This is a genomic window from Sphaerimonospora thailandensis (assembly GCF_016863115.1).
Lineage (GTDB): Bacteria > Actinomycetota > Actinomycetes > Streptosporangiales > Streptosporangiaceae > Sphaerimonospora > Sphaerimonospora cavernae.
The window spans coordinates 17,850-42,551 of record NZ_BOOG01000004.1; the positions used below are offsets into that span (position 1 = coordinate 17,850).

The following is a 24,702-nucleotide window of genomic DNA, read 5'->3' on the forward strand; positions in this document are numbered from 1 at the left end:
ATTCCCCAGAGTTTCAAGATCCAGCACAGTTTCAAGATCTAGCGCAGGCGTTCGAGCAGGCCCTTCGCGCGCAGCTCGGCGATGTGCTCGGCTGCCCGTTGCGGAGCCGTTCCGCCGTGGATGAGCAACCCGGCCTCGATGTTGCCGGCCACGCCCGACTGGGTCAGGTTGGCGCTGGACACCAGGAGCACCCGCCGGTCCGCCACGGCGAGCTTCGCGTGCATCTTCGCGTGCTGTTCCGTCCGTTTGCCGATCGGCCAGTGCCACAACTCGAGACCGGAGACCGACGTGAACGCCGCCGCGGGCTCGGCGCCGGCCAGGGCGGAACCCGCGCCCTGGAGGGTCTCGACAACCGCCATCGCCGCGACGCCGCGCTCGACGGCCGCGCCGAGCGCCTCCAGCAGCGGGCCGTACGGCCTGGCCGAATAGGTCATCAGCACGAGCTCATGGGCCGCCTCCGACACGAGATCCACCAGCACCTGGCCGGTCGTTCGTACGGGCACGGCATGGGTGCTCGGCCCGCTCCACACGGATTCGACCCGGACCTCACGCGCGTGCTGGGCGTGCCCGTCGGCCACGCCGCGAAGGTATGCGACCGCCTCGGCGTCGGGCACCCTCTCCGCGTCCTGCGCCTCTAGCACCGCGTGGGCCGCCTCGGCGAAACCCGGCACCGGCACCGCCCCCGGGATCGCGCTCCGCGGCCACCCGTCGCCGATCCGCTGGGCGAGGGCGCGGACCCGGGAAGGCCCGAGCTGGGCGGCGGCCTGCGCCACCGCCCGTTCGAACGCCGTCCGTTCGAACGCCGTCTGTTCTAACGCCGCCCGTTCTAACGCCGCCCGTTCGAAGCGCTGCCGCGACGTCATGGCAGCTCGGGATAGAGCGCGAGGTCGGGGTCGTCGATGGGCACCACGAACCGGCGGTCGAGGAACCGGTTGCCCCGCTCGCAGGTCGTCTCCGAGACGAAGAGGCACACGTGGCAGGCGGCGCCGTGCAGGAAGTCGGCGGGCGCCTGCGGGAGGCGTTCCGAGCACAACGGATCGGACGAGCAGTGCATCGCGTCATGCAGTGCCCGGCGTGTCAGCCGTACCAGGTTCGCGGGCTCGGCCAGCGAGACCAGGCCGCCGAGGGTTCCTTCGGCGTCGGGCACCGCCGTGTAGATGAGGATGCCGCTGCGCGGATCGTCGTCGCCGCCGGCGTAGACGCGTTCGGAGAGGCTGGCGGAGCTGTATCCGCATTCCAGCGAGATGGTGCGGATGAGCAGGTGAGACAGGGTGTGCAGGGCGTAGAAGCGAGCTCCCGGCCAGTGCTGCATCTTGTCGAACTGGCCGCGGACGCGGTCGCTGTAGCGGTGCGTCCGGAAACGTCCGTACGCCTCCTTGTGTTCACGCAACGCGAGCGTGTTCTCGACCCGCTTCTCCCAGTTGGCGAGCAGATCTTCGGGCAGTCTGAGGAAGATGCCCTCTCCCCGCACCTCGCTGGCCGGCACCCACGTCGCCCGGTCTCTGGCCAGCGGGGCTCGGGTCACCAGCTCCGGGTCCTCGGGGTCCGGCGCGTCCAAACGGGTGAAGCCGATCAGCGCGCGGACCTCCCGGAGGCGTTCGGCCTGGACCACGTCGGCGAAGACCCCGCGCAGCGGCTCGGGGACTCCCTCGGGGTCGCGGCGCAGCGCGAAGTCCTCGTCGGGCTCGGGCAGCTCGGGCGCGGACAGCACCTCCCACTCGGCGGTCCGCAGGTCGGGATAGCCCTCGGCCGCCGCTGCCTCCACCCCGTCGAGCTTGGCGCGGTGCCGCTCGACCGCGTCCCACACCGCCTGGTCGTCCCACTTGTCGAACTCTCTGAGCGCGGGTATGGCTCCGCGCAGGTAGGGCAGCATGTTCGGGCCGGGAATGCCGTACAGCGAGTTCCAGTGCTGGGCGACCTTGGCGTCCAGCACGCCGGCCCCCATCTCCGGCACCCACAGCGAGGACAGCGTCTGCGCGAACCACTGGTTGGAGGCGCCGACGACGAGAACGCGCACGGGGCGCGGGCACGAATCGAACGTGGACAGGTGCGGATGGCGGCCACGGCAGGCCGGGAGGCTGCGTTCGCCACGCCGGCCCATGGCCTCGGTGATGTTGCGCCGCATCCCGCACCGGTCACATTTGATCTCGACGTTGGCGCCCATGTTCCCGCCCCGGTCGTCCATGCTCAGGGGCGGGAAGTCCACCTCGCAGGCGCCCCCTCGATGCACGAACCGCACGTACGGAAAGTCGTCCATATGGCCCTGCGGGCACGCGAGAACGAAACGGGCGGCCACCGCCAGGGGACGCGGGCCGGACTTCTTGCGCGGGCAGTTCTTGTGGAAGAACCGGGCCTCGTGCGGGGCGTGCTGCTTCGGGTTCTCGAAGCCGAAGACGACCTGCGACTCGATGGGCGCGAGCGTGTTGCAGGCCGTGCATCTCATCCAGGCGGGAAAGGGGATGGTGGGCACGCCCACGCGCGCGGCCATGCCGCTCTGGTCGTTGTCCGGCATCCAGGGAGCGGGACGCAGCCGCTCGACCTGCTTGCCGAGCAGGGTCTGCACGGCGGCCAGGAGCCGCGGCTCGGCCAGCGGCTCCCAGTCGGGAATCGGCCGGTAATCCCAGTCGTCCAGCCCTCTGACCAGCACGGAGAAGTTCGGCAGGTCCACCAGCGCACCGACGCCGCCGGTGAACATCAGGTGGCTGGGACGGACCGCGCCGACCCTGCGACGGTGCCCTTCGGGCTTGCGGGTCGCCATCACTTGCCCTTTCCGGTCATCAGCGTGCTCTCACCGAGCTCGTCCCCTTCGGGGGTGTCGGCATCGTCGTCGTCGGCATCGGTGGCGGTGAAGGCCCAGTCGGGCGCGCCGTACGCCGGAGCGAACATCTCCTCCAGGCGGGGAACCAGGAGGTTGATCTCGTTCTCGGTCTCCCGCATGGACTGGCCGACGGTCATCGTGTCCCAGGCGCCCTCCCCCGCCGACCGCAGCAGCGGTGCCAGCGGCTGCTTGGTGGAGGAGCTCCCCTGGTAGCCCAGCCTGATCTCCCCGGTGCGCATCCTGAGCCACGTGTCGGTCACCACGTCGAGGCGTTCGCCCAGGTAGTCGCGGCCGCGTTCGCCCGCGACGGCCTCGGCCCTGGCCAGGAAGCGCTCCCGGATCCGTGCGGCGACCGGGCCGTCCAGCTCCACCGTGTGGGCGTCGGCGTTGCGGGAGAAGGTCTCCTCCGCGTTGCGCAGCGCGGCGACGAAGGCCGCCGTGACGCCCCGGTCCAGTGCCCGCCGGGTGTACGGGGTGACCGACAGCGCCTCCACCTGACGGTAGAAGGTGGCGTGGTAGTGCTCGAAGTCCTCGAAATGCGCGAGGTCACGCGGGCGGGACCAGTTGTACAGCGTGACCACCAGCCCCGGCCGTTCGGCATCACGGCCGACGCGGGAGGAGGCCTGGATGTACTCGGCCGTGTTCTTCGGCTGCCCGGTCACCACCATGAGGCCGAACCTGGACACGTCGACGCCGACCTGGAGCATCGAGGTCGCCAGGACGACGTCGACCGGCAGCCGCTGCCGCGCCAGCCACTGGTCGACCAGCGGATGCTCGGGGCGTTTGTCCCGGTAGGCGAAGGCCCGTTCGGCGCTGAGGTCGTACTTCCGCTTCGAGGTGTCGAACTCGGGATCGAAGCCGACCTCCAGGTTCCTGAGCACCTCGCTGATGTCGGTGGAGGAGATCCGCGAGGTGAGCTCCTGGACCGTGAGCATCTCCAGCCGGGTCGCCAGCCGGTTGGACAGGCCCTTGCGCTTCCCATGGGTGCGGATGCGGGTCGTCACGTCGTCGTCGACGTAGCGGCGCATGCCGGCCAGCTCGCGGGTGGCGTTGAAGTAGCCGACGAGCGTCATGTACGGATCGGCGGCCTTGCCGTACCTGTCGAAGACGGTCTGCCCGGCGATGAGCAGGATCTCCGCGAGCCGGATCTCGGCGGACTTGAGACGGACACCGTGCGCGCAGACGCCCAGATAGCGCCGCCCGGGGTTGTCCGGCGTGATCGGCACCTGACGTGAGAAGAAGGTGTCGGCCACGTCGATGACCTGCGGCGGGAAGATGGCCAGCTCACGCGCGAAGACGCCGAGCACCTGCGCGTCGGCCCGCTTGGTCGTCGCCGTCGAGGCGACGATCTTCGGGCCGAATCCGTCTCCCCAGGTGCACAGCTCGTCCACGGCCGCCTCGAAAAGGCCGACGGTGGTGCCGAGCGCGCCGGAGATGAGGTGCAGCTCGTCCTGGATGATCAGGTCCGGCGGGCGCAGCCGGGTGACCGGCTGGCTCTGGACGGCCGGCAGCGCGCCCTTCGCGTTGTGCCTGGACGTGCATCCGGTCTTGGCGTTCAGGTCCTCGTGCCGGTAGCCGTGCCGTGGGCACCATTCGCGGACCCGGCCGAACAGATGGCCGGCGAACCCGCGCCACGGAAGCTGGGCCAGCTTGTCGACGGTCGCGATGACCAGGCTCGGGGTGAGGCGGTAGATCTCCTCGTCCACGGTGAGGATCGGCAGCCCCTCGCCGGGGGACATCCTGCGGGAGAACGGGCAGGCGTTCAGCCCCTCACCGTTGGCGCAGTAGAGCACGACGCGGCGGCGGTCGTCGTCGATCTGCAGGTCCTCGTGCCCGCGCAGCGTCTGCCCGCACCACGGGCAGGACAGGGTCTGCAGGACGTTCGGCCGCTTGCCCTCGGGGGCCGCCCGCGCGTCGCTCACCTCCTTGGCCGCGCCCTCGAACCAGTTCGGGGAGACGGCACTGCCGACCCAGAGCCCGATGCGGAACGGCGTGCCGCCCCAGGTCTCCTCGTCACGCCGACGGAGCATCTCGGCGGCGCACACCAGGGCCGCGGCCCGCTGGAACTGCTGGGCGGTGAGCAGCCGCAGGGTGTAGCGCATGAGAACGGCCACGCCGTCCAGGCCGCTGCGCGCCTGCTCGGCCGTGCCCACCACCTTCTGCAGTCGCCTGATCGCGAAGGTGTACGCGGTCAGCCCGAGATATGCCTCGGTCTTGCCGCCACCGGTCGGGAAGAACAGCAGGTCGGTGGTGGCGGTGTGGTCGGCCGCCCGTTCGGGGTGTGCGGGATCGGTCAGCGACGGCAGGTTGAGCAGCACGAACGCCAACTGGAACGGACGCCAGGACGCGGCTTTCGCCCCCTCCTGCGCGACGACCTCGGACGCGGCCTCGAAGGTGAGGCCCCGCTCCTGCCGGAGTTTGGCGATCGCGGTGTGCCGCCGCTGCAGCGCCATCGCCTCGTTGGCGAACCGGAACGCCTTGAGCGCGTCCCCGTCGGAGAGCAGCAGGTCGATCCCGGCACGGATGCGATCGGCCGCGCGGCGTGCCTTGAACACGGCGCTCTCGGCCGTGGCACGCAGCGCCGCCGGCAGCGTCGGGATCTCGGCCGCGCGCTTGTCCAGCCAGGCCGAGTAGCCGTCGGCCAGCGGCGCCAGCCCGGCACGCAGCCTCTCGGCGTCGGCCTCGGCGGCCTCCGCCAGGGCGTCCATCGACAGCTCCATGTCGCCGAGCCCGGTAGTGGGCGCGATGGTCGCGGGCACGTCGTAGACCGGCAGCCAGGTCGTTCGCAGCTCGTGGGCACGCCGTTCGTTGTCACGGATGACGGCGTGCACCGCGACGTTGCGCCCGGAGGCGTACCGCCGCTCGTTCCGGTAGAGGAGCCGCAGGTGGGCGTCCTCGTCGTCGTATCCCGCTCCCCCGTCGCCGTCGAGGGGATCGTCGATCGGCAGGAAGATCGCCGCGTGCCCGTCAAGCGCCCTGACCAGCAGCTCGGTCTGGAAGAGCCACGCCGTGTCCTTGTTGCTCTCCGGCTCCCGCTGCGTGTTGATCAGCGACAGCTCCACCACCCGGTGTCCGTCCCGGGGCCGTACGGCCACCGCGAGCAGCACGCCGGGGGCATCAATTGCGGTGCCGGTGAGCGGGATCCGGTAGTTCGACTCCCGGTCGAGCCGGACCTCCCTGGCGTACGCCACCGGCTCCCGTGACCAGGTCCGGACCGTCCTGCCGTCCTCACGCTCGATCTCGCTCTTGCCGTACCGGCCCCACGCGGCGGTGACGGCGATCACGTCGACGTCGGCGGGCACGGCGAAGGACAACCCCATCGAGGAGGCCCATAACCGCCCGAGGTTCTGCGACGTGAGCACGTCGGCCGGATCGGCCTCGGCGGCGTCGCCGTGGACACCGGTCTCGGTGTCGGGCACCTCGTCGGCCTGATCCCGGGAGGAGGTCGGCGAATGCTTCGGGCCGAGCATGCCCACGAGGTAACGCTCGCGCGGTCCCATCGCCCGCGGCGGGAACTCCTCCAGGTCACCGTCCCACGGCCCGAGCAGGTCACGGCAGACGAACTCCTGGAACTCGTCCCGCACCTCATGCGACGACGCCTCCCCGAACACCTGCGGCGCGTCCAACGGGGGGACGGCCTTTTCCAGCACGGCCGGTACGGCCTCCGCCGGCTTCGCGGACCCCGAGCCGGTCAGGTCCAGAGCCTGCTGCCTGTCCCCCAACTCGGGAAACAGATCCTCCTGCTCATTCATTGTTACGCTCCACCTCGTTCACGTCGAAATATGCTCGGAGCAGCAAAGCTCGGCATCGTCACAGAGTTGAGTCCACGATCGGTCAATCCCGCCGACAGGAATGCTCGTAAGTATTCAACCCAAGCACATTCCGGCGTCGAATGCTTACCATGTGTGATCGCGCGCGGGTGTCCCCGATCAGTGGACCCGCTGCAGATCGTTCCGGTTTGTGCGTTTTGCCGGAGGCGTTGCACCCTCAGGAGTGCGACTCCGCCATCGATCATGACGTTATTGCTGGAAAAACGCGGGTTTCGCAGCAACAACGTCATGATCGATTGATTGTCGATGCATTTGATCTTCTGAAGGAGCCCGCTGAGCGGATCAGCGGGGCTGGGGCGGAGATGACACATGGTGGTTACTCGACGCCACAATGCGCTCGGCCTGAATACTTACGGATGCTCGACGAACCATCATCTTGTCGTTCGCAGACGATCAGTTCTTCTGGCCTCAACCGGTCGGCCAGAGTCGGGGAATGCGTGGCGATGAGGAACTGCGTGCGCTCGCTCGCCTCGCGGATCCGCGCTACGAGCAGTTCGAGAGCTTGCGGATGGAGACCGTGATCGATCTCCTCGACACAGGTGAGCGCTGGCGGGTGGGGATCGTAGAGCAGCGCGAGCAGGCCGAGGAGCCGGATCGTGCCATAGGAGGCGTCGGCCAACTGGGTTGTCCGGCGCAGCCCGCGCTCGCGCAGCGCAACGACCACCTCACGGGCCGGCCCGGAGGGATAGTCGAATTCGATGGCGTCGAGCTGGGGCAGGGCGGCCTTGGCGTCTGCTTCCAGCCGCTGCCACGATTTCTCGTCGCTGCGGTGGAGGGCCAGCAGGAACGCCGCCAGGTTCGCGGCATTGTCGTTGAGGACCTCGCGGCCGTTCCGGGGAACCTTCGACGGACGACGGGCGGCGTCGACGCTCACATCGAAGACCCTGAATGCGCTGAGCTGTTCGGCCAGCGCACGCACCTCCCGCGCGCCGGCCTCATCCGAAAGACGGGGAAGGGTGGACAACCCGCTGCTGACACTGCTGATCCCGGTCGCACGCACACCGGTGTTCGGCGGGATCAGATCAGGCGAGGTGGCCGTGAATATCTCCACCATGTTGTTGCTGACGACGATCTGCTGCCAACCTGGCGGGTTCGGAAATCGAAATCGCTCATCCCGGACCAGGAAGGGCTGTCCGTTAGCGCTCTCCAAACTGACCTTCAGGGAATATTCATCAGGTGTGTCGAGAGAGCTTGCCTCGGTCCATGCCGCCACCAGTCCGATCCGGAAATAGCCAGGGGTCCTGTCTCCGCCTCTGAACAGAATCTCGTCGAGCCCGCCCCGCTCTTCCAACGCCGGCACAAGGTCGGTCTGGACCATGTCCGCGAGGAAGCGGAAGACCTCGAGCACGTTGGTCTTGCCGGCGCCGTTGGGCCCGACGAGCACGTTCACCGGACCCAACGGCAGGGAGATCTTCCGCAGGCTACGGAAGTTCTCCACCTCAAGCTTGATCAGCCGTTTCTCCACGACCACACCTCCCTCCCCCCGATCTTCGCACCGGCACACCGCTCACCTACGCCAATCCGCTGCTGACGCCCGGCCGGCCAGTGCCGGGAGCAAGCGTTGCCGGGTCGGCCCAGCGTCTGTGAGCCCAGTTCCGAAGCGTGGAAGCGAGTAGTCGGGATGGCGCCTCATCACCACAGGGTGCCTTTCTCGTCGCCGGCCTTCGGCTTCCCACGGCCGGCCTTCTTGCCGGGCTTGTCGTGGAGGCCCTTCGCGACCTCTTCGGCGTAGCGCTCGTGGTTGAGCTCAAGGAGCCGGTCGACAAGCTCGCGTTGCACGGCAGGGCCGACCGTGTAGCGGATCTCGCGCCCGACGGGATGATGGCCGTGGTCGAGTTCGTCGATCAGATCGTCCCAGCCATAGGCCCGGCAGACCGCCTCATCGATCGCCTTGTGGATCGCGCGTAGCGTGACGATGTCCTCGTCGGTGTTCGCCGGATCGTTGACCATGTTGTAGGTCGCGGTGAGCCCCGCCTCCCGCGACAGCATGAGCTCCCGCCGGAACCTGTCCAGCCGCTCCCCCAGCTCCCGCATCCCCTGCGTCAGCTCCGGCAGCGAAAGCGTCTCGAACACATCCGAGGGCGTGTACCGAAGATCGGCCTTCATCGAAGACGCCCGCGCACGCGCCCACCAGTAATGCGGCGCACTCGACAGCAGCGCCAGCACCGCCGTGTCATCCGTCGCGAACACTCCAAGCGCGTGTGAGAAGACCTGACCGGTCGGCACCATGACCGGCATCACGACCTTGCTGACAAGCGTGATCACAACGACCCGCTCCAGCCCTGCGATGGCCTCGTAGAGCTTCGGCGCTCGTTCCGCAAACTGCCACCAGCGTTCGCGGCGAACCTTGCGGTTGTTGCTGTCTCGCTCGGGCTTCACTAGACGCAGTACCTGATCGTACGGCTCTGTATAGGTCTTGGCCTGCCACTCCTCCATATCGTAAAAGTTGATGACCCAGCGACTTCCTGAGTAATCCGGCCGGGAGTTCAGATCCTGTCCGTTCAGGTATGGATAGAGCACTTCTTCGTTCCGCGATTCGCTCGCGATCATCGCCTTCGCAACCTCGGGATTCATCGTGAAACCTAGACCGAGGATGTTCGAGCCCTGGAACGACCGCCCTCCGTTAGCCATTAATCGGTAAGGATTACCGGCAACCCTAGACGCCGGATCCAGAGACGGGGTGATGGCTGTAACCGCGACTCCGTCCGCAATTCTCTCGGCCTTTTCACTGACCACGGATCGGCTGGACCAGACGGCGCAGTACTCCAAGACTGCGCTCTTCGAGGGCCACGGCTTGCTCTTCACCGCTTGGCGAATCGTCACACCACTTGCCACGAGCTGGTCAAGGCCTACTTCGCGGGTGTCACCCTGAGCGAGGGTGTTGGTGGCGATCAGACCAGTCTGACCCGCTGGATTGAGCAGGTTGTGCGCGCGCAACACGAAGTACGCCACCAGGTCGGCACTGCCGCGTGCCCCTCTCCCGATCGCCTCGACCAGGTACTCGCGGTAGGCCACGCCCATCGTGCCGGTGAGCTTCTGCCCGCCAAGAAAGGGTGGGTTGCCGATAACCGCGTCGAAGCCGGGGCCGTGGGGGCGCTTCTGCTTGTCGTCTTCGAAGACCTCGGGGAAGACGAGCGGCCAGTGGATGGGCTGGCGGTCGAAGGAGCCGGGCACGTGGTCTTTGTTCAGCCACTCCTTGCGCTGCTCGCGGGCCTCGACCTCGGCGCCGGCCAATCCCTCGGTGATGCGGCGGACGTAGTCGGCGGCGGCGATCGAGCCGTCGCGCAGGCCGGTGTCTCCCCTGCCCGCGCACGCAAGAGCCGCGCCCACGGCGAGGTCGGCGAACAGCCGAGCCTGGGACGTCTTCAGTTCGGCGTCGGCCAGCACGCTGCGCTTCTCCGCCAGGGCGGCCATCGGGTCCTTGCCGAGCTTGATGTCGGCGAGCGCACGGCGTTGGGTGGCGACCTCGCGCACCAGGTCACGGGCGCCCACGGCGAAGTTCCGCAGGGCACGCTTCTCGTGGATCTCGCGGCCCCGCTTGGGGTTCATGTGCATCACTTCGAACTGGTCGAGCGAGGTGATGCCGAGCAGCGAATCACCGCAGACGAGCCGGTCGTCAAGGAACGTGAACGGGCGTTCGTTGTCCATCGAGACGAGCCAGAGCGACAGCTTGGCCATCTCGACCGCCATCGGGTTGATGTCCGCGCCATAGAGACAGCGCTCGATGATCTGCCGGGTCGCCTCGACGACCACCGGGTCCTGGTCGGTGTCGGCCGTACGGGCCGCGGCCGCGTCGCCGGCCAGGTAGGCCGCCGCCCGCTCGTCGCCTTCGCGTGACCAGGCCTCGACGAGATGGCGGGCGAGATACCGAGCTGCGGCGACCAGGAAGGCGGCCGAGCCCATGGCGATGTCGGCGACCTTGAGCCGCAGGATCTCCGCGCTCGACTTCGGCTGCCACTGGGAGCGGTCCGCCGTCTGGAGCGGCCCGACCCGGTAGACCAGCGGCTCCAGCGCTCCCTCCACGACCTGCTCGGCGAGGAACCGCGGGGTGTAGTGGGTGCCGGTGTTCTTGCGCAGCGCCGACTCCGTGACGTACAGCGCGCCGGGCAGGATGACCATGGGCAGCTCGCGCAGGTCGAAGCGGATGATCCCGTAGAACGGCAGCAGCCGCTCGGCCAGGTCGCGGTCGCCGCCGGTCACGGCCAGCAGCTTCCGGAGCGCCGCGTCGCTGTCCGCCTCGGCCCTGCCCGCCTCAGCCATCGGGGCGAGCCGCTTCGCGATGGCGGCGGCCGTACCGATGCCGGAGGGCTTGTACAGCTCGGCCAGCTTCGCCGCGAGGCCGTTCCCCGCTGAGGCCCCCGCTGAGGCCCCGGCCGAGGCGGCGAGCCGTTCCAGGTGGGTGAGCTCGACCTCCTCCTCCAGGCCGGGCTTGCCGACGAGGCCGACCACGGTGTCGGTCGCCCGGTGTCCGTCGAAGGAGAGCAGGCCCTCGTAGACGTACCCGATCTGCTCGACGTCCAGGGCGCGGAAGCTCAGCCTGCGCCGCTCGCGGGCCCTGCCCGAGCCGATCTGGACGTACTGCACGGCCTTGAGCATGTGCAGCACGGTCCGGTCGTCGATGGAGAGCGGCAGCCAGGCGTGGACGTCGGGGTCGAACATCGAGCCGTCGTGGGCGTGCATCCTCAGGCGGGGGTGGTCGACGCCCGCGTAGACCACGTTGAAGAGCGCGAGCAGCCGGTGCCAGGCGGCCTGGGTCTGCTCCAGGTCGTTCTCGCTGCCTTCGATGACCATCTGCTCCAGCTCGGCGCACAGGCCCCCGGCGGAGTAGGCGGCGGCGTAGAGCTCGTTGTCGGCAGGCAGCAGACCGCGTTCCTCGGCGAAGAGCAGGAACACGATCCGCATCATGACGGTGACCGCGCCGCGGTAGACCTCGTGCGCGGCGACGTCGCCGATGCCCGCACCGCCGGCCGCGCGGTCACGGGCGTCGGCGCGGCCGATGGCGGCGACGAGCAGCTCGACGGCCTGACGCACCTGGACGCCCAGCGCCTCGGTGATGTCCTCCTGGCTGTCCAGGCTGGCCCGCAGCAGCGCGGGCGGCGTCTCCTCTTCGGGCACGGAGAAGAAGCGGGCGCGCTTGAGCAGCGAGACGAACGCCCGGACCACGTCGCGCTCGGCCGCCTCCGGCCACGAGATGGCGTCGAAGACGGCGGTCGTGGTGACGCCGCCCCGGGGTGCCCAGATGAGGGTCCACCAACGGCCGTCGGTGACCAGGCCGAGCTCGACGCCGTGGTGCCGGCAGAGCTGGGCCAGCCGGTCGGCCGGGGTGGCGGCCCAGGCGTCCCCCTTGATCCGGGCCGTCGGCCGGCCTTCGCAGATCATGCCGATCAGCCGTACGCTGTCCGGCTTGATCTCTTCACCCGACTCGCTGGGGTCGACCAGGGCGAAGTCGGGGACGAGCTGGGTGTCGTGCTGCGGCACGTCGACGGCCAGCGCGTCGAGGCCGCGGATGTGCAGCGCGTCCTGCCAGCCGAGCAGGTCGCGCAGGCCGTACAGGATCCAGTCGTCGACGAGGCCCCCGGCCTGCCACGTCCCGTGTTCGAGGCGCAGCCGCTCGCGGGCCTCCCTGTCGAGCGGATCGAGCGACGGCCAGGTGCGGCGCAGGACCGGGAGCGACAGGAACGGCCCGGACACCTCGACGAGACTCAGCCAGTCCTGGTGCACGCGGTTCGCGTCGGGCTGCTTGCGCCGGCCGGTCGCCTGGCTGCTCATCGGGAGGCCTCCTGCCTGGGGACGACGAAGATCACGGCTACGGGGAAGATGTGCTCCTGGGGGTCGCGGTAGCGGGCCGCGATGGCCTCCTGCTCCCGCCGGCGCTCCTCGGACAGCCGGTCGAGGCGCGCCCGCCAGGATTCACGGTCGCGCCGGTACTGCTTGAGCTCCTGCTCGTCCTTGGTGGCCTCGATGCGGCTGAACAGCGCGTCGTCTTCTGCGTTCTCGGCGAGCTTGGCGCGCAGCGTGGCCGCGAACCGGTCGAGGTTGGCGGCGATGCGGCTCTGCTCGGCCTCCTGCCGCTTGGCGAGCAGGTTCTCCAGCGACTCGCGGCGGGTCTTCACCCGGGCGTCGATGGCGTCGATGAGGCCGGGCCGCATCCTCTGCCAGCTGTCGGCCAAGTGCCGGTGGAGGTGCGGGGAGGCGGGCAGCCCCTGGGTGAGGGCCCGGTCGAGGATGCCGCGGAGCGTGCCCAGGGTGTCGAGCCTGCGGAACCGGCCGCTCTGCTGCGCCCAGCCCCCGGCGTAAAGCACCTCCTCGTGCAGCCGGACGCCGTCGCCGCCGACGAGGACGTACCGCGCGTAGGCGCCGATGAGCGTCGTCTCCAGTGCGGGGTCGTCGCTGACCACGGCGGTCACCCGGTGCAGGCCGATGTCCGGGTTCGACACGGCGGCGCGCAGCAGCCGGGTCGACATGGCGACCAGCGGGTGGTTGAGATGGGCCAGCACGACGTCGTCGCGCAGCTCCCCGACCACCGCGGGGTCGAACGTGATCGGACGCTGCCGGGGCGGCTCGCCGACCTTGGAGATCTTCTCGAGGAGCCCGGCGGCCGCCCGTTCCCACGAGCCGGTCAGCGGAGGGACCTCGAAGAGCCCCTCGGTGAGGTGCCTCTCATCCAGGTGCGGCTTCAGCGGCTGCTGGCGGGCGAGATCCAGCGCGGTGTCCACGACCCGCTTGACGCTCCGCGGGGTGATCCTCAGCTCGCTGATCGTCTCGTCGAGGTTGGCCCGCAGCTTCCTGACCTGCTCACCGACGTTGGCCTCGACCGGGACGTCCTCCTTGGGCGCGACCCGGTCGATGTCGTCGATGCCGACGTCCTCGCCGAGCATCCGGCGCTGGACGCGCTCGGAGATGACGACGTTGACCGGGCCCAGGTCCTTCTGCTGCTGGGCGACCTTCTCGGCGATCCGGGCGAGGAACTCCAGGTCGGCCTCGTAGGAGTCGACGGCCGTGTCCCAGCCGGTGCCGACGAAGTGCCGGATGTCCGGGGTGTGCTGCTGGCCGTACCGGTCGACCCGGCCGATGCGCTGCTCAAGTTTGTTGGGGTTGAACGGGATGTCGTAGTTGATCAGCCGGTGGCAGTGGTTCTGCAGGTCGATGCCTTCGCCGGCCGCGTCGGTGGCGAGCAGGATCCGCACCTCGTACTCTGTGGGGTCCTTCTGGAAGGCCTGCCGTACGTGCTCGCGATCATCGGCGGCCATGCCCCCGTGGAGGAGGGCGAGGCGGTCGCCGCCGAGGCCCTCCTGATGGAGGAGGTCGGCCAGCCAGGTCTGGGTGTCGCGATATTCGGTGAAGACCACGACGCGCTCGTTGGTCCAGTGCCGGTCGGGCCGGCAGACGGCCTTCAGGTAGTTGATGAGCTCCTGGGCCTTGGCGTCCGGCCGCACGGCGTGCTTCTGCGCCCAGCGCCGCATCTTCTCCAGCAGCTCGATCTCCTGCTCCGTGGCGCCCTCCTGGAGGGGATGCGCCCGGTTGACCGCGTCGTCCTCGGCCTCCGCGAGGGACTCGTCGTCGAGGGTGGCGGTGTAGTCGGCGAACTCCTCGACCCACTCGGGAACCTCGTCTGATTCGTCGGCCATGGCGGCCACGGCGGACACGGCCGCCGCTTTGGCGCTGACCGTGTCGAGGTAGACGCCGACGGTGTGGAGGAAGGCCGCCGGGCTGGAGAAGAGCCGCTTCTTCAGCAGCAGGGTGACGAGGTCGGCGGCCCTGCGTCCCTTGGTCCTGGTGAGGCGCTTCTTGCGGGCCGCGGCGAACTGCTTGAGCAGTTCGTGGATCTCCCGCTCGTCCTGGGGATAGAGCACCGGGATGGCCCGTGCGCCGCGTTCCTTGAACCGCTTGGAGCCGTCGCCGTTGACGATGTCACGCTTGAGCCGCCGGACGACGGTGTCCGTCACCGCGGCCGCGTCGGGGTCGACACCCCGGGCGAACCGCTGGTCGTCGAGCGTCTCCAGCAGTGCCGTGAACGACGCCTGGTAGCCGTTGTGCGGCGTGGCCGACAGGAAGAGCCGGTGGGTGAAGTGCGGTGCGAGCCGACGGATGAGCTTGGTCTGCTGGGAGTCGACCGCGTAGACCTGCTTGGGCGCGGCCGGGGCGACATGGTGCGCCTCATCGAGGATGAGCAGGTCGAACTCGCGCCTGTCTCCGGACGGGTCGAGCACCTCGTCGAGGAGCCGCTGCGCCTTCTGCCCCCGCAACCAGGGCAGGCTGACGATGGTCAGCGGGTAGACCTCGAAGGGATTGGCCGCGCTTCCGTGGCTGCGGCGGACGACCGCGCAGCGTTCGGCGTCGATGATCGTGAAGTCGAGGCCGAACTTCTCGGCCATCTCGTCCTTCCACTTGAGCGTGAGCCCCGCCGGACACACGATCATGATGCGTCTGGCCCGGTGCCTGAGCAGCAGCTCCTGGGCGACCAGGCCCGCTTCGATGGTCTTTCCCAGGCCGACGTCGTCGGCGAGCAGGAGGTTCACCCGAGGCGCGTCGACCGCCCGGGCGACCGGCTCAAGCTGGTAGTCCTCGATGGCGACGCCGGAGCGGAACGGCGCCTGCAGCGTCCTGACGTCCGCCGAGGTGACCGCCGACCAGCGGATCGCGTCAAGAAAGGCCGCGAGACGCGCAGGCGGGTCGAAGTCCGTCACTTCCGGCAGCGAGCCGCTCGGCAGGATGCGCCTGCCGGGCTCGGCCTCCCAGATGACCTCGAGAGTGTGGCCGTAACGTCCGTCCTCGACGCTCTGCAGGCTCACCAGGCTGCTGCTCTCGCCGGCCTCGACCTCGCTGACCACCCACCGCTGACCACGGACGGCGACCAGCGCCCCGATGGTCGGCTTCTCCGACGTCACGCTCGTCACCATTCAGCTCCTCGCCAAGGGCCCGATCCAGATCAGGCTGCTCGGGAACGGTCCCCAAAGTTTGTGCGCTGGAATCTACGGCACTTTGCCGTACGCTGTCCACAGTTTCAACTTAACTTGTGCACCGGCTTCACAATTTGATCTAATTGGGGTCCCTGCACCAAGTCGCGCGACGGCACCCCGTCCGGTTAACTCCCAGCACGAGACGCCCGCCGTGCCCGGACGTACCAACCGACGCCCCAGTGACGATAGGTGAAAGTGACCTCTGCCATGCCCTCCGATGCGACCAGGCTCTATCAGGCCGTCCTGCGCGACGTACGCGCCCCGATCTCGATCCGGCTGCGCCGCGCGTTCTCCGAGTGGACGGTCGGCAAAGGGTTTCCGCCCGCCAACCCCGGAAGCGCTCTGGTGGAGCACGAGGCGAACGGCGCCCGCCTTCGGATGGAGCGGCGCGTCGACTGCGGGCGGTACGTGCTGGACGAGCCGTGCGACGGCGGCACGCTCCGCACCAGGGTCACCTACACCGAGTCGGTGCCGGGCATGACCGGCTGGGTCCTGGTCACCGTCGACCAGCACGGCGGCGACAACACGATGAACGGGGCTGCGCAGGGATCGACCCAGGGATCCGAACAGGGACCAGAACAGGGCTTCGCCCCGGGGTTCGTACCGGCCTACCTGCGGACCTCGAGGATCACCGACGGCGGGGTGCACCTGGAGGACAGCCCCGCCGTGGTCGACGAGCACGAGGTCCAGCGCCTCGTACACGCGCTGACCGAGCACCGGCGGCGGGTGCCCGTCGTGGTGGTGTCGGTCGACGCCAAAGACACCGACGCCGCCCGTTCCCGTGCGCGTTATCTGTCCACGGCGACGGCGGGCGCCGCGGTCGTGGCGCTGCTCGCCGACCTGCGGGCGCAGGACCGGTTCAACCAGGCCATGGGCGCCGGTCTCGGTGTGTTCGGCGGAGGCATCCGCACCTATGTCGCGCCGTTCGATCCAGCCGAGGAGCGGTATCCGTACCGCCATCTGCCGATGGGTGGGGCGCTGATCCGCGGCGAGGGTGAGCGGGCGCTGGACCGGGCGATCGACGGGATCATCGGCGAGACCGCACGGCGCACCCCTCCGGAGGACGTGCAGAAGACGTTACGCGTGGTGAATCGGGTGCTGGCCGGCCGGGCGGAGCTGCGCGAGATCGCGGAAGCGGTCACGGCCCGCGGGCCGGCCGGCGATCCGGCCAAGGACGAGCTTTTCCGCCGGATGATGGCCAAGACGGTGCGGCCCGCGCCTCCGACCGCGGCGAAGGAACAGGCGACCAAGAACGGCGCCCCGCCCGAAGGTACGGAAACCTCGAAGCCGAGCGACCAGCCGCCGCTGAGCCCGTTGCCGAGCCCGTCGCCGGGTTCGGCGCCCTCTATGGTCTTCGACCCTGCGGGGCTCGCGCAGAGCGTGGCGGACACGGTCGTCAAGGAGCTGCGCACGGAACTGGAGTCGGCGCTGTCGCTCGCCCTCACCTCAGGCAACTCGGGTGAGGAGTCGCGCGGCCTGTCCCGCGAGATCCGCACGCTCGCCGCCCACGTCGCCGGGCTGCGCGACCTGGTGATCGAGCGGCACGGCGACGACGAACTACTCGACCAGGCCGAGGACGACGCCGACCGCCTCGCCCATGACATGGAGACACTGCGCGACGAACACCACCTCCTCCTCGAGGAATACGCGGAGGCGGTCATCGACGTGCACCGGCTCACGGAACGCGTCCGCCACCTGGAACGCAAGCTCGCCGAGGCCGGGCGGCCGATGTACGGCGTGGCGGTGGAAGACGACCGCTTCGAACCCGCCAGCCTCGCGGAGACGCTGATCGAGGCCAGGCAGCGGCTGACCCACCTCGTCATCCTGGACACCGACGCCGCCGCCACCCGGCTCGATGTGCATCATCCGGCGCTGGCCCGCACCTGGGCCGTCAAGGCCTGGGACGCGCTTCGCGCTCTCGACGACTTCGCCGGGGCCCGATCGGCGGGCCGTTTCGCCGGGGGCTTCTACGAATGGTGCGCGAACGGCTCCCCCGGAAGGCACGTCATCCCCGTCGGAATGCTCTCCATGCGCGAGTCACAGTCCGTGACCAACCGGCCCAAGTTCAGCGATCCACGGACTTTCGACGTGCCGACGACGGTGGACCCCAGCGGCAGACTCCTCATGGAGGCGCACGTGAAGTTGCGCCCCGTGGGTTATCCGGCACCCCGGATGTACTTCCACGACGACGCGGGCGGCGCCACGGGCAAGATCTGGATCGGCTACCTCGGCGACCACCTCCCCAACACCCGGACCAACTGAAACGCCGTCAGTCGAGTAGCCGGCGTGAAGGAAGGTAGCGGCCGCATGCAGCCTTCGACGACGAACACGTGACCGGTCTGGCCGGGCAGACCCTCGCCTTCACCCAGCCGTCGGGAGGCTCGGGCATTACAACCAACGAGAGAACATGCCTCTCAGCACCCGACTGCTCCTGACCGCGAGCGACCGCTGGCCGTGCTGCCATTGGCCTCATGAAGAACCCCAAGGCGCGGCCATAGACGCGTGGCCTGCTCGCTCACTTCCGTCTACCGGTGCCATACGGCATGGCGCTCAGCCGAGGTCGTCGAACTCCCCGTCTTTGACTCCGCCGATGAAGGCGTCCCACTCAGCAGGGGTGAAGGCGAGCACCGGGCCGTCGAGGTCCTTGGAGTCGCGCACCAGGAAGAGCCGCTCAGCGTCCGCCTTGTGTCCGATCCCCGCCTGACCGGCATCAACGGTCGTGACCTCCACGCAGCTGCCGCCGTTTCCGCCGCTACGGGTGCTCTTGCTCCAGACACCGACCTCGACGCATTGGCCGCCTTGCGCGTTACTCCGGCTGGCCTTGCGCCAGCGCATCTGCGACAGGTCCAGCATGGCAGGCCTCTCCATCCGCTCACATTTCCCGCGCTACCTGAGCGATCAAGCTCCGGGTCTCGTCCGGCCCCAGGGCTCGCGCTTGGAGGCTGTCGAACAGCAGGACGTATGCGTCGACTTCGGATTGATCTTCCAGATACACGCTTCCCTGCCAATATTCGACGTAAACGGTCTCGGGATCGGAAGGTTTCGGGAATCTCAGGAGGGTGAACCCTCCGTCCATCGCCGGATGCAGCCCGGCGGCGAAGGGCAGCACCTGTAGTGTGACGTGCTCAGTCTCCGACAGCTCGACCAACCTGCGCAGTTGCTCGCGCATAGGCGCGGGACCTCCGGCGGGGCGTCGGATGACCGCTTCGTTCAGGACGAAGTGCATCCGTGGCGGGTCCTGCCGTGCCAGCACCCGTTCTTGGCGCTCCATGCGGATCGCAAGCCGCCGCTCCAGTTCCTCCTCCGCGTGGGGCACCGGTGCGGAGGTCAGGACGGCTCGTGCGTAGCCTTCGGTCTGGAGCACTCCGGGCACGAACTCCGGCTGGTACTCCCGGAAGGTCGCCGCCTCTTCTTCCAGCCCGACGTAGCTTTGGAACCACTCCGGGATCGCCTCGGACTGCTTGTACCACCACCCCCGCTTACGCGCATCTCGTGCGAGCTGGAGTAATGCCTCGCGGCGTTCGGGGGTGATCCCGTACAGGTCGAGCATCATGGCCACCAGGGCGACCGCAGGGGCGGTCGTGGCGGCTTCGATGCGCGTGACGGTGACCGGCGAACAGCCGGCATGCTCGGCCACCTGATCCCGGGTCAGTCCAGCGCTCTTGCGCAGGCGTTGCAGTTCTGCCGCCAGGCGGCGTCGACGAACCGACGGGCTGCGCTGCGCGCTCATGTCACTCCTCTGCGTATCCGGTGGCGCCAGTCTGCCGCAGCGATCTCCACACATCAACATGCACGATGTTCATTTCGATTCTTGTTGCAACAGGCCCATCGATCACACACACTGAGCACAAGGAGCAACCGATCAGTTATTCAAAGTGACATCGCTTGCCTGTGAGCCCAAGGAACCGGGCCACGGCGAAGCGAGGTGGTGAGGGGAGATGCGCATGCGTGACGTTGGAGCGGAGGCCGGCCATCTGATCCGGCTGGCCGGGGAGTTGCATGATCTCGGGCTGGACTCGGTCGTACGGCTTCCACCGCACCACGAGCCGAGCATGGAGATCCCCCTCGCCGACGACACGGCAACCGGGCCGGCCACGGAACGGATGCGGATCACGGCCACGCGGCGACGCCGTACCTGGATGTTCACCTGGGGCCGCGGCCGCCGCAGGCGCGTCCCGGCCACGACACCCGACGCCGCCCGGCTGATCGCCGCCGCCGTCCACGCCACCCGGACCGCTCACGCCACCCAGCGCGCCGTCACCACCGAGGCCGCGCAGGTCGCGAGGGCGGCAAAGCCCCTGTCGGACGCCGGTGACGTGCAGATCGCCCACGCCACTCAGGCCGTACCGGGCGCCCGGGTCTTCTGGAGGGCCCGATGAAGGCCCTGGGACTACTGGGACAGATCGACCTGCCCGGCGAGACCGCCTCCGTGCCCAAGGCGCGGCACTACCTGCGCGTCCTGCTGGCCGGCACCGGGCACCCCCACTGTGACGACGCCCTGCTGCTCACCACCGAACTGGTCGCCAACGCCGTGAGGCATACCGACTCCGCCAGGCCCGGCGGCCGGGTCACCATCGCCGCCGCACTCCGTGATGGAACGCTCCACATCGATGTCATCGACGCCGGCTCAGCCGTCAACAAACCCGAGATCCATCCCGGCGACGACATCGGCATGAGCATCGACGTCGACCAGACGGGCGACGGAGGGCGCGGGCTGTGGCTGGTGCGGGAACTGGCCACCACCTGGGGCTGGCACGACACCGGCATCGGCCGCGTGGTCTGGTTCCAGCTCGCGACCGATTGAGCACAGTTTGCCCCGCCCACGGCCCGCGAACCGCCGCGATCTCCGAGTTTCCCCGACTTCAGCTTCGCGAAATCCCGGTGCGGCGGCCGCTGATCTGGGTATCCTTAGGTCATCGCGCAAGCGACACAAGCTAGCCCGGGGCAATAGCCCCCGAGGGCGCGGTCCACGGACCGCGCCCTCTTCCTTTCCTCAGTTTCGTTCACACCCCCAAACCTCTGAGGTTGCGTCAGCATGCGTGCTATCCCGGCCGGCCGTGTCCCCCGGTCGCCCTACTCCCGGCACATCACCACCCGTCTGCTCGACTTCACCAGCACCGCCACTCCGTGGCCGCGACGACTGTGGGACGTCGGTTCCTTCCTGGCCTTGGAGGAACTGCACGAGGCGGGCACATGGGTCGACCGCAGGGTCCTGTCACAGCCCGCAGTGGACTGGCAGCGCCACGCCCTGGAGCGCCTGCTGGGCGACGACCCCGCACTGGGCACCTCTGCCTACCGGCGGGAGCTGCGTGAGGTGCTGAAGACCACGTTGACCTTGGCCAGCGACGGCCGCCGCAAGCTTCGGCATCTCATCGACATCGCCCACCCCGGCTACCTGGACCGATGGGCCTCCTGCGTCGCCGTCGAAGATCCGCCCCGACCCGAACGGGTGGCGCGCGCCGTCGCCGCGCACCTGCTCGACAGCGGGCACAGCCCCGCCGGGCTGCAACGGTGGCTACGCGAGGGGCGGCTGAACCTCGCGGCCACCGACCTGATCAGCGAAGCCGCCGCCCTGCTCACCCAAGCCCCTCGCCAGTGGGAGGTCGTCGTTCCCTTCCACGCCTTGAGCAAGCACGAGGAACTGGCCGGCTCCCTCCCTAACTGGTTGCCCGCAGACCAGATCAGGTCCCTGCTCGTGAACGCGGAGGTCAAACCACACCGCCAACTCGTGGGCGGACTGCGATATCACGTCGAGGCAAGAGACGCCGAACGTGCCGTAGAGATCGCGTCCGACCTGGTTGAGCGCCTGCAGGCACGCGCCCGGTTCGTCGCCTCCGGCGCGGTGGCCCCGCTGGGCGACGCCTACATCCCGACCGAAGGGCGGGCCTTCCCCCTGCATGTCCCCGCCCGCGGCGCCCAGGTCCTCTCACTCGCCGCAGAGCGCCAGCTCTACGCGATCGGCCAGGAGCTGCAGCGCTTCGGCGAGCAGACCAGGAGCACGGTGGACGAGGCGCTGGAGATCGCCTCAGCGCTCAATCAGGGACCGCTCGCCCCCGCCATCGCGGGAGGCTGGACGGCACTGGAGTCCCTGCTCACCGAGGCCCGCGACCCCGACGAGCGGGAGAAGGTGGTGGCCGCCACGCGCGCCGCCGCTCTGGTGGCCTGCTCCTGGCCACGCGCCGAGCTCACCGCCCTGTCCTACCGCATCCGTCAAGTGCCCGGCGGCTCCCTCACCGAGAAGCTCGCCGCCTGCGGCTCGAACCGGGAACGTTCCACACTCATCGCCACCGAACTCGAACATCAAGGTGGGCTTCCACTTATCCGATCCTGGCGCACCGCCAACGATGTCGCCTCGGTCTTCCGAATGCGTGAGCTGCTCTCGGACCGCAGACGGGTGCTTGAGCGCGTGCGAGGCTACCTGGAGATTTCGCTGCGACGGCTGTACCGGTGCCGCAACATCGTGCTGCACGGCGGCTCCACCGGCGGTGTCGCCCTTCCCGCCACGCTCCGCGTCACCGCCCCACTGGTCGGCGCGGCCCTGGACCGTATCGCACACGCGCACCTGGTCGCCGGCGTGCCACCCCTCGCCCTCGCCTCCCGAGCCGAGACCGCGCTCCGGATGGTGGACGACGACCTCGGCCCCGGCCTCTGCGACCTGATCGACTGACCGCGAGCCGAAAGCCCCTGGCTCGAATGGCGGGCCAATCGTCTGCCTCGGCATTACGACGCCGCCTGGCGTGGGTGCTGGGCGAGCCAGGCGGGTGACACTTGTACGGCGCCGAGCGCACGATCTGGGTCGGCTACCTCGGCGACCATCTCCCGAATGAACACCCGGACCAGCTGAATCACCGTCAAGGACAGGTGGGCGGGCTCGGCGAGGAAACCTCCGAGATGGCGAAAACGGTAGGAACACTTTCCTACTACGGTGGCGCCATGACCGCACGGAAGCTGTCGATCTCGGTGCCTCCGGAGGTCGAGAGGACGATCAAGGCGGCGGCTACGGAAGAGGGCAGGCCGGTCTCCGCGTTGCCGGCCGAGGCCGCCATCGAGAAAGCCCATGTCGCCGCGCTTCAGGCTGCGGGCCGCGCCGCCGCTCGGGAGCTGATGGCGGAGTATGAGAGCGGGCACGGCAAGCTGCCCCAGGAGTCCCGGCAGCGCGCCCGGGAGTTCCTGGTGGAGGCCGGGCTGCTCGACGACGAGCCGTGACGGGTAACCGGGTAGCGCGCGTGATCGTCTACGACACCGGCGCCCCGCGCTGGCCGCGGAGCGGCACAACCCGGACTTCCTCGCACTGCACGACGAACTGACCGCCGCCCGCATCCGCCCGATCGTCCCTGTAGCTGTCTTGACCCAAGCCTGGCCCGGCGGCGGCCGACGCCGTGGACGCGATCGTCGTCGCCACCGCGGTCCAGCACCAGGCCGCAGTGGTCACCAGCAACCCCGAGGACCTGACCCACCTCGCCAACTCGATCGGCATCAAGCTCGTGTTCGGCCATCGATCATGACGTTGTTGCTGCGAATTCCGCGTTTTTCCAGCAACAACGTCATGATCGATGGTGACGATCGCCCGCCAGGAGGCGATGATCGCGCGGCCGCCCGTGATCGCCGCCGCGGAAGAGATCATGAACTCACCGGTCATCGAGGTGTGCGTACCGACTGCGTCCGGAAGCACCTGGACCAACGCGGTCGTCCACGCGAAGTCGCCGGTGACCCCTCTCCCTGTTCCGGTACGGCCGGAGCGTACGGGGCGAGGTGACCGACCACAGCACCGTATGGCCCGCTCCTCTCCAGGCTGACCCCGATGAAGAGCACGGCCGCGGGCTGGCGATCGTCGCGGCCTACACCGACCGGTGGGGCGTCGACCCCGCACCGGAAGGCAAGACCGTCTGGTTCATCTGCACCGAGCGGGAACCTTCGTGAGATCCCGGAGCCGGGTGCGTGCGCCTGGTTTTACTTTTCGGTCCACTTCTCGTACGAACTGTCTCCCGGGAGGACCCAGACCTTCACATCGGGCCTGGCGATCGTCCGGAGCGGCGTCACCTTGCCGCTCGCCTTCGAGACCCGGTAGATCGCCACGCCGGTCCGGGTCTTCGACCGGACGATCAGGCGTCCTGTCTGGTCGAAGTCGAGGTCGTCGATGTACTGCCCGCGCGGCAGCCGTACGGTCACCGTGCGGCTCGCATGGCCGGTACGCACGTTGAGCAGGCGCAGCTTGCGATACTTCTCCCACTTTCCGACAGGCACGGCGGCCGTGTGGTAGTCATTCGCCAGCGCCGTCGGATACAGCCCCGTCTTCAGCCGCGTCCGGGCGCGCAGCCCTCGATCGAACACGGTCAGTCGATCCCCTGACAGCAGCAGCCGCTTGCCGTCCGGGCTGAATCCGTTGAAGCCCCACGCGTCCGTCTTTCCCGGAAGCGGCAGCGTCTTGCCTTTCCGCAGGTCCACGAAGACCCCCAGCCCCGGCGCCGAGGTCGACACGACGATGTAACTGCCGTCGTCCGACACCAACGGCCACTCCTCGTTGATCGCGAACGCCGTGATCCGCCGTGACACCACCCTTTCCGTACTGTTCAGGGTCCGCTCGACGAACAGCCCATCCGATTTCCGGTAATAAAAGAAATGCCGTCCGTCCCCGCTGACCAGGAACGGCGCCTGCGCACCGGCGTTGGCCGCATCGGCGGGTGCCTTGGTGAGCGCCTCGGGCACCTCCACCACGTCTCCGTTGGTCAGCACCAGTTCCCAGGTCTGGGTTCGCTGCGCGTACGCGATCGTGACCGGCGTGGCGGCGGCCGCAGGCTGTCCAGCCAGGATCAGGGGCGTCAGGAGGAGCGTCGCGAGAGTCGTACGGAATCTCATGTTTCATGAGATGCCGGAAATCTCCAGAAAGTTGCCGGTTCGGGAGCGCGTCAACGCCGCAGGAACGTCGCGACCGACGTCACGAACCGGTGGGCGTCGTCGAACGCGCGGCCGCGGCCTCCTCGGCGGTTGGCAGAATTGTCGGACCGCACCGACCCGGGCGCGGCCACGGCGGACGGCCACGGCGCGCGGCGGCGGTCCTACCGGAAGGAGTAGCGGCGAGGCGCCGCACACGACC

Annotated in this window: 16 protein-coding genes; 6 read left to right on the top strand and 10 right to left on the bottom strand. The window is 68.9% G+C overall.

The window, feature by feature from the left end; all coding sequences use genetic code 11:
* Window positions 1–38: 38 nt before the first annotated feature.
* From drmC to drmD, 6 genes are all read right to left on the bottom strand, one after another.
* The gene (drmC, locus tag Mth01_RS01310) at window positions 39–863 is read right to left on the bottom strand and encodes a DISARM system phospholipase D-like protein DrmC (RefSeq protein WP_204009946.1); all 825 of its coding nucleotides are present in this window, start codon (window positions 861–863) and stop codon (window positions 39–41) included.
* Entirely contained in the window at window positions 860–2,758 is a 1,899-nt protein-coding gene (gene drmB, locus Mth01_RS01315; RefSeq protein ID WP_204009949.1) for a DUF1998 domain-containing protein, read from the bottom strand. The genes drmC and drmB overlap by 4 nt, the downstream gene beginning before the upstream one ends.
* A complete protein-coding gene (gene drmA / locus Mth01_RS01320) occupies window positions 2,758–6,570 on the bottom strand; it encodes a DISARM system helicase DrmA (protein WP_204009951.1) in 3,813 nt (1,270 codons plus the stop codon). Before drmA ends, drmB begins: the two co-directional genes overlap by 1 nt.
* Before the next feature lie 394 nt (window positions 6,571–6,964).
* On the bottom strand, window positions 6,965–8,113 hold the full coding sequence (locus Mth01_RS01325; protein ID WP_204009953.1) for an AAA family ATPase: 1,149 nt from the start codon (window positions 8,111–8,113) through the stop codon (window positions 6,965–6,967).
* A gap of 167 nt (window positions 8,114–8,280) precedes the next feature.
* A complete protein-coding gene (locus tag Mth01_RS01330) occupies window positions 8,281–12,417 on the bottom strand; it encodes an Eco57I restriction-modification methylase domain-containing protein (RefSeq protein WP_204009956.1) in 4,137 nt (1,378 codons plus the stop codon).
* The gene (drmD, locus tag Mth01_RS01335; RefSeq protein WP_204009958.1) at window positions 12,414–15,548 is read right to left on the bottom strand and encodes a DISARM system SNF2-like helicase DrmD; all 3,135 of its coding nucleotides are present in this window, start codon (window positions 15,546–15,548) and stop codon (window positions 12,414–12,416) included. Before drmD ends, Mth01_RS01330 begins: the two co-directional genes overlap by 4 nt.
* A gap of 249 nt (window positions 15,549–15,797) precedes the next feature.
* On the opposite strand from drmD, the gene Mth01_RS01340 reads away from it, so the two are divergent.
* The gene (locus Mth01_RS01340; RefSeq protein ID WP_204009960.1) at window positions 15,798–17,870 is read left to right on the top strand and encodes a hypothetical protein; all 2,073 of its coding nucleotides are present in this window, start codon (window positions 15,798–15,800) and stop codon (window positions 17,868–17,870) included.
* Window positions 17,871–18,158: 288 nt separating this feature from the next.
* Here the strand turns inward: Mth01_RS01340 and Mth01_RS01345 are convergent, their stop codons facing one another.
* Window positions 18,159–18,461 carry a DUF397 domain-containing protein gene (locus tag Mth01_RS01345; RefSeq protein WP_204009962.1) on the bottom strand — a complete coding sequence of 101 codons (303 nt, stop codon included), beginning with the start codon at window positions 18,459–18,461 and terminating at the stop codon, window positions 18,159–18,161.
* Between the two features lie 19 nt (window positions 18,462–18,480).
* Complete coding sequence (locus Mth01_RS01350; protein ID WP_204009965.1) at window positions 18,481–19,338, bottom strand: helix-turn-helix domain-containing protein; 858 nt, start codon at window positions 19,336–19,338, stop codon at window positions 18,481–18,483.
* Between the two features lie 214 nt (window positions 19,339–19,552).
* Between Mth01_RS01350 and Mth01_RS01355 the strand changes: the two genes are divergently transcribed.
* The 4 genes from Mth01_RS01355 to Mth01_RS01370 all read left to right on the top strand — a co-directional run bounded on the left by Mth01_RS01355 (window position 19,553) and on the right by Mth01_RS01370 (window position 22,814).
* Window positions 19,553–19,987 (top strand): hypothetical protein, encoded by a 435-nt coding sequence (locus tag Mth01_RS01355; protein WP_204009967.1) that lies wholly within the window; start codon window positions 19,553–19,555, stop codon window positions 19,985–19,987.
* Window positions 19,984–20,412 (top strand): ATP-binding protein, encoded by a 429-nt coding sequence (locus Mth01_RS01360; protein WP_204009969.1) that lies wholly within the window; start codon window positions 19,984–19,986, stop codon window positions 20,410–20,412. Before Mth01_RS01355 ends, Mth01_RS01360 begins: the two co-directional genes overlap by 4 nt.
* Window positions 20,413–20,643: 231 nt before the next feature.
* Entirely contained in the window at window positions 20,644–22,275 is a 1,632-nt protein-coding gene (locus tag Mth01_RS01365) for a hypothetical protein (protein ID WP_204009970.1), read from the top strand.
* Between the two features lie 266 nt (window positions 22,276–22,541).
* Window positions 22,542–22,814, top strand: a complete 273-nt coding sequence (locus Mth01_RS01370) for a hypothetical protein (RefSeq protein ID WP_204009971.1) — start codon at window positions 22,542–22,544, stop codon at window positions 22,812–22,814.
* Between the two features lie 28 nt (window positions 22,815–22,842).
* Here the strand turns inward: Mth01_RS01370 and Mth01_RS01375 are convergent, their stop codons facing one another.
* Complete coding sequence (locus tag Mth01_RS01375; protein ID WP_204009972.1) at window positions 22,843–23,247, bottom strand: hypothetical protein; 405 nt, start codon at window positions 23,245–23,247, stop codon at window positions 22,843–22,845.
* A gap of 113 nt (window positions 23,248–23,360) precedes the next feature.
* On the opposite strand from Mth01_RS01375, the gene Mth01_RS01380 reads away from it, so the two are divergent.
* On the top strand, window positions 23,361–23,528 hold the full coding sequence (locus Mth01_RS01380; protein ID WP_204009973.1) for an ATP-binding protein: 168 nt from the start codon (window positions 23,361–23,363) through the stop codon (window positions 23,526–23,528).
* A gap of 30 nt (window positions 23,529–23,558) precedes the next feature.
* On the opposite strand, the gene Mth01_RS01385 is transcribed toward Mth01_RS01380, so the two are convergent.
* Entirely contained in the window at window positions 23,559–24,464 is a 906-nt protein-coding gene (locus Mth01_RS01385; protein ID WP_204009974.1) for a TolB-like translocation protein, read from the bottom strand.
* Between the last annotated feature and the right edge of the window lie 238 nt (window positions 24,465–24,702).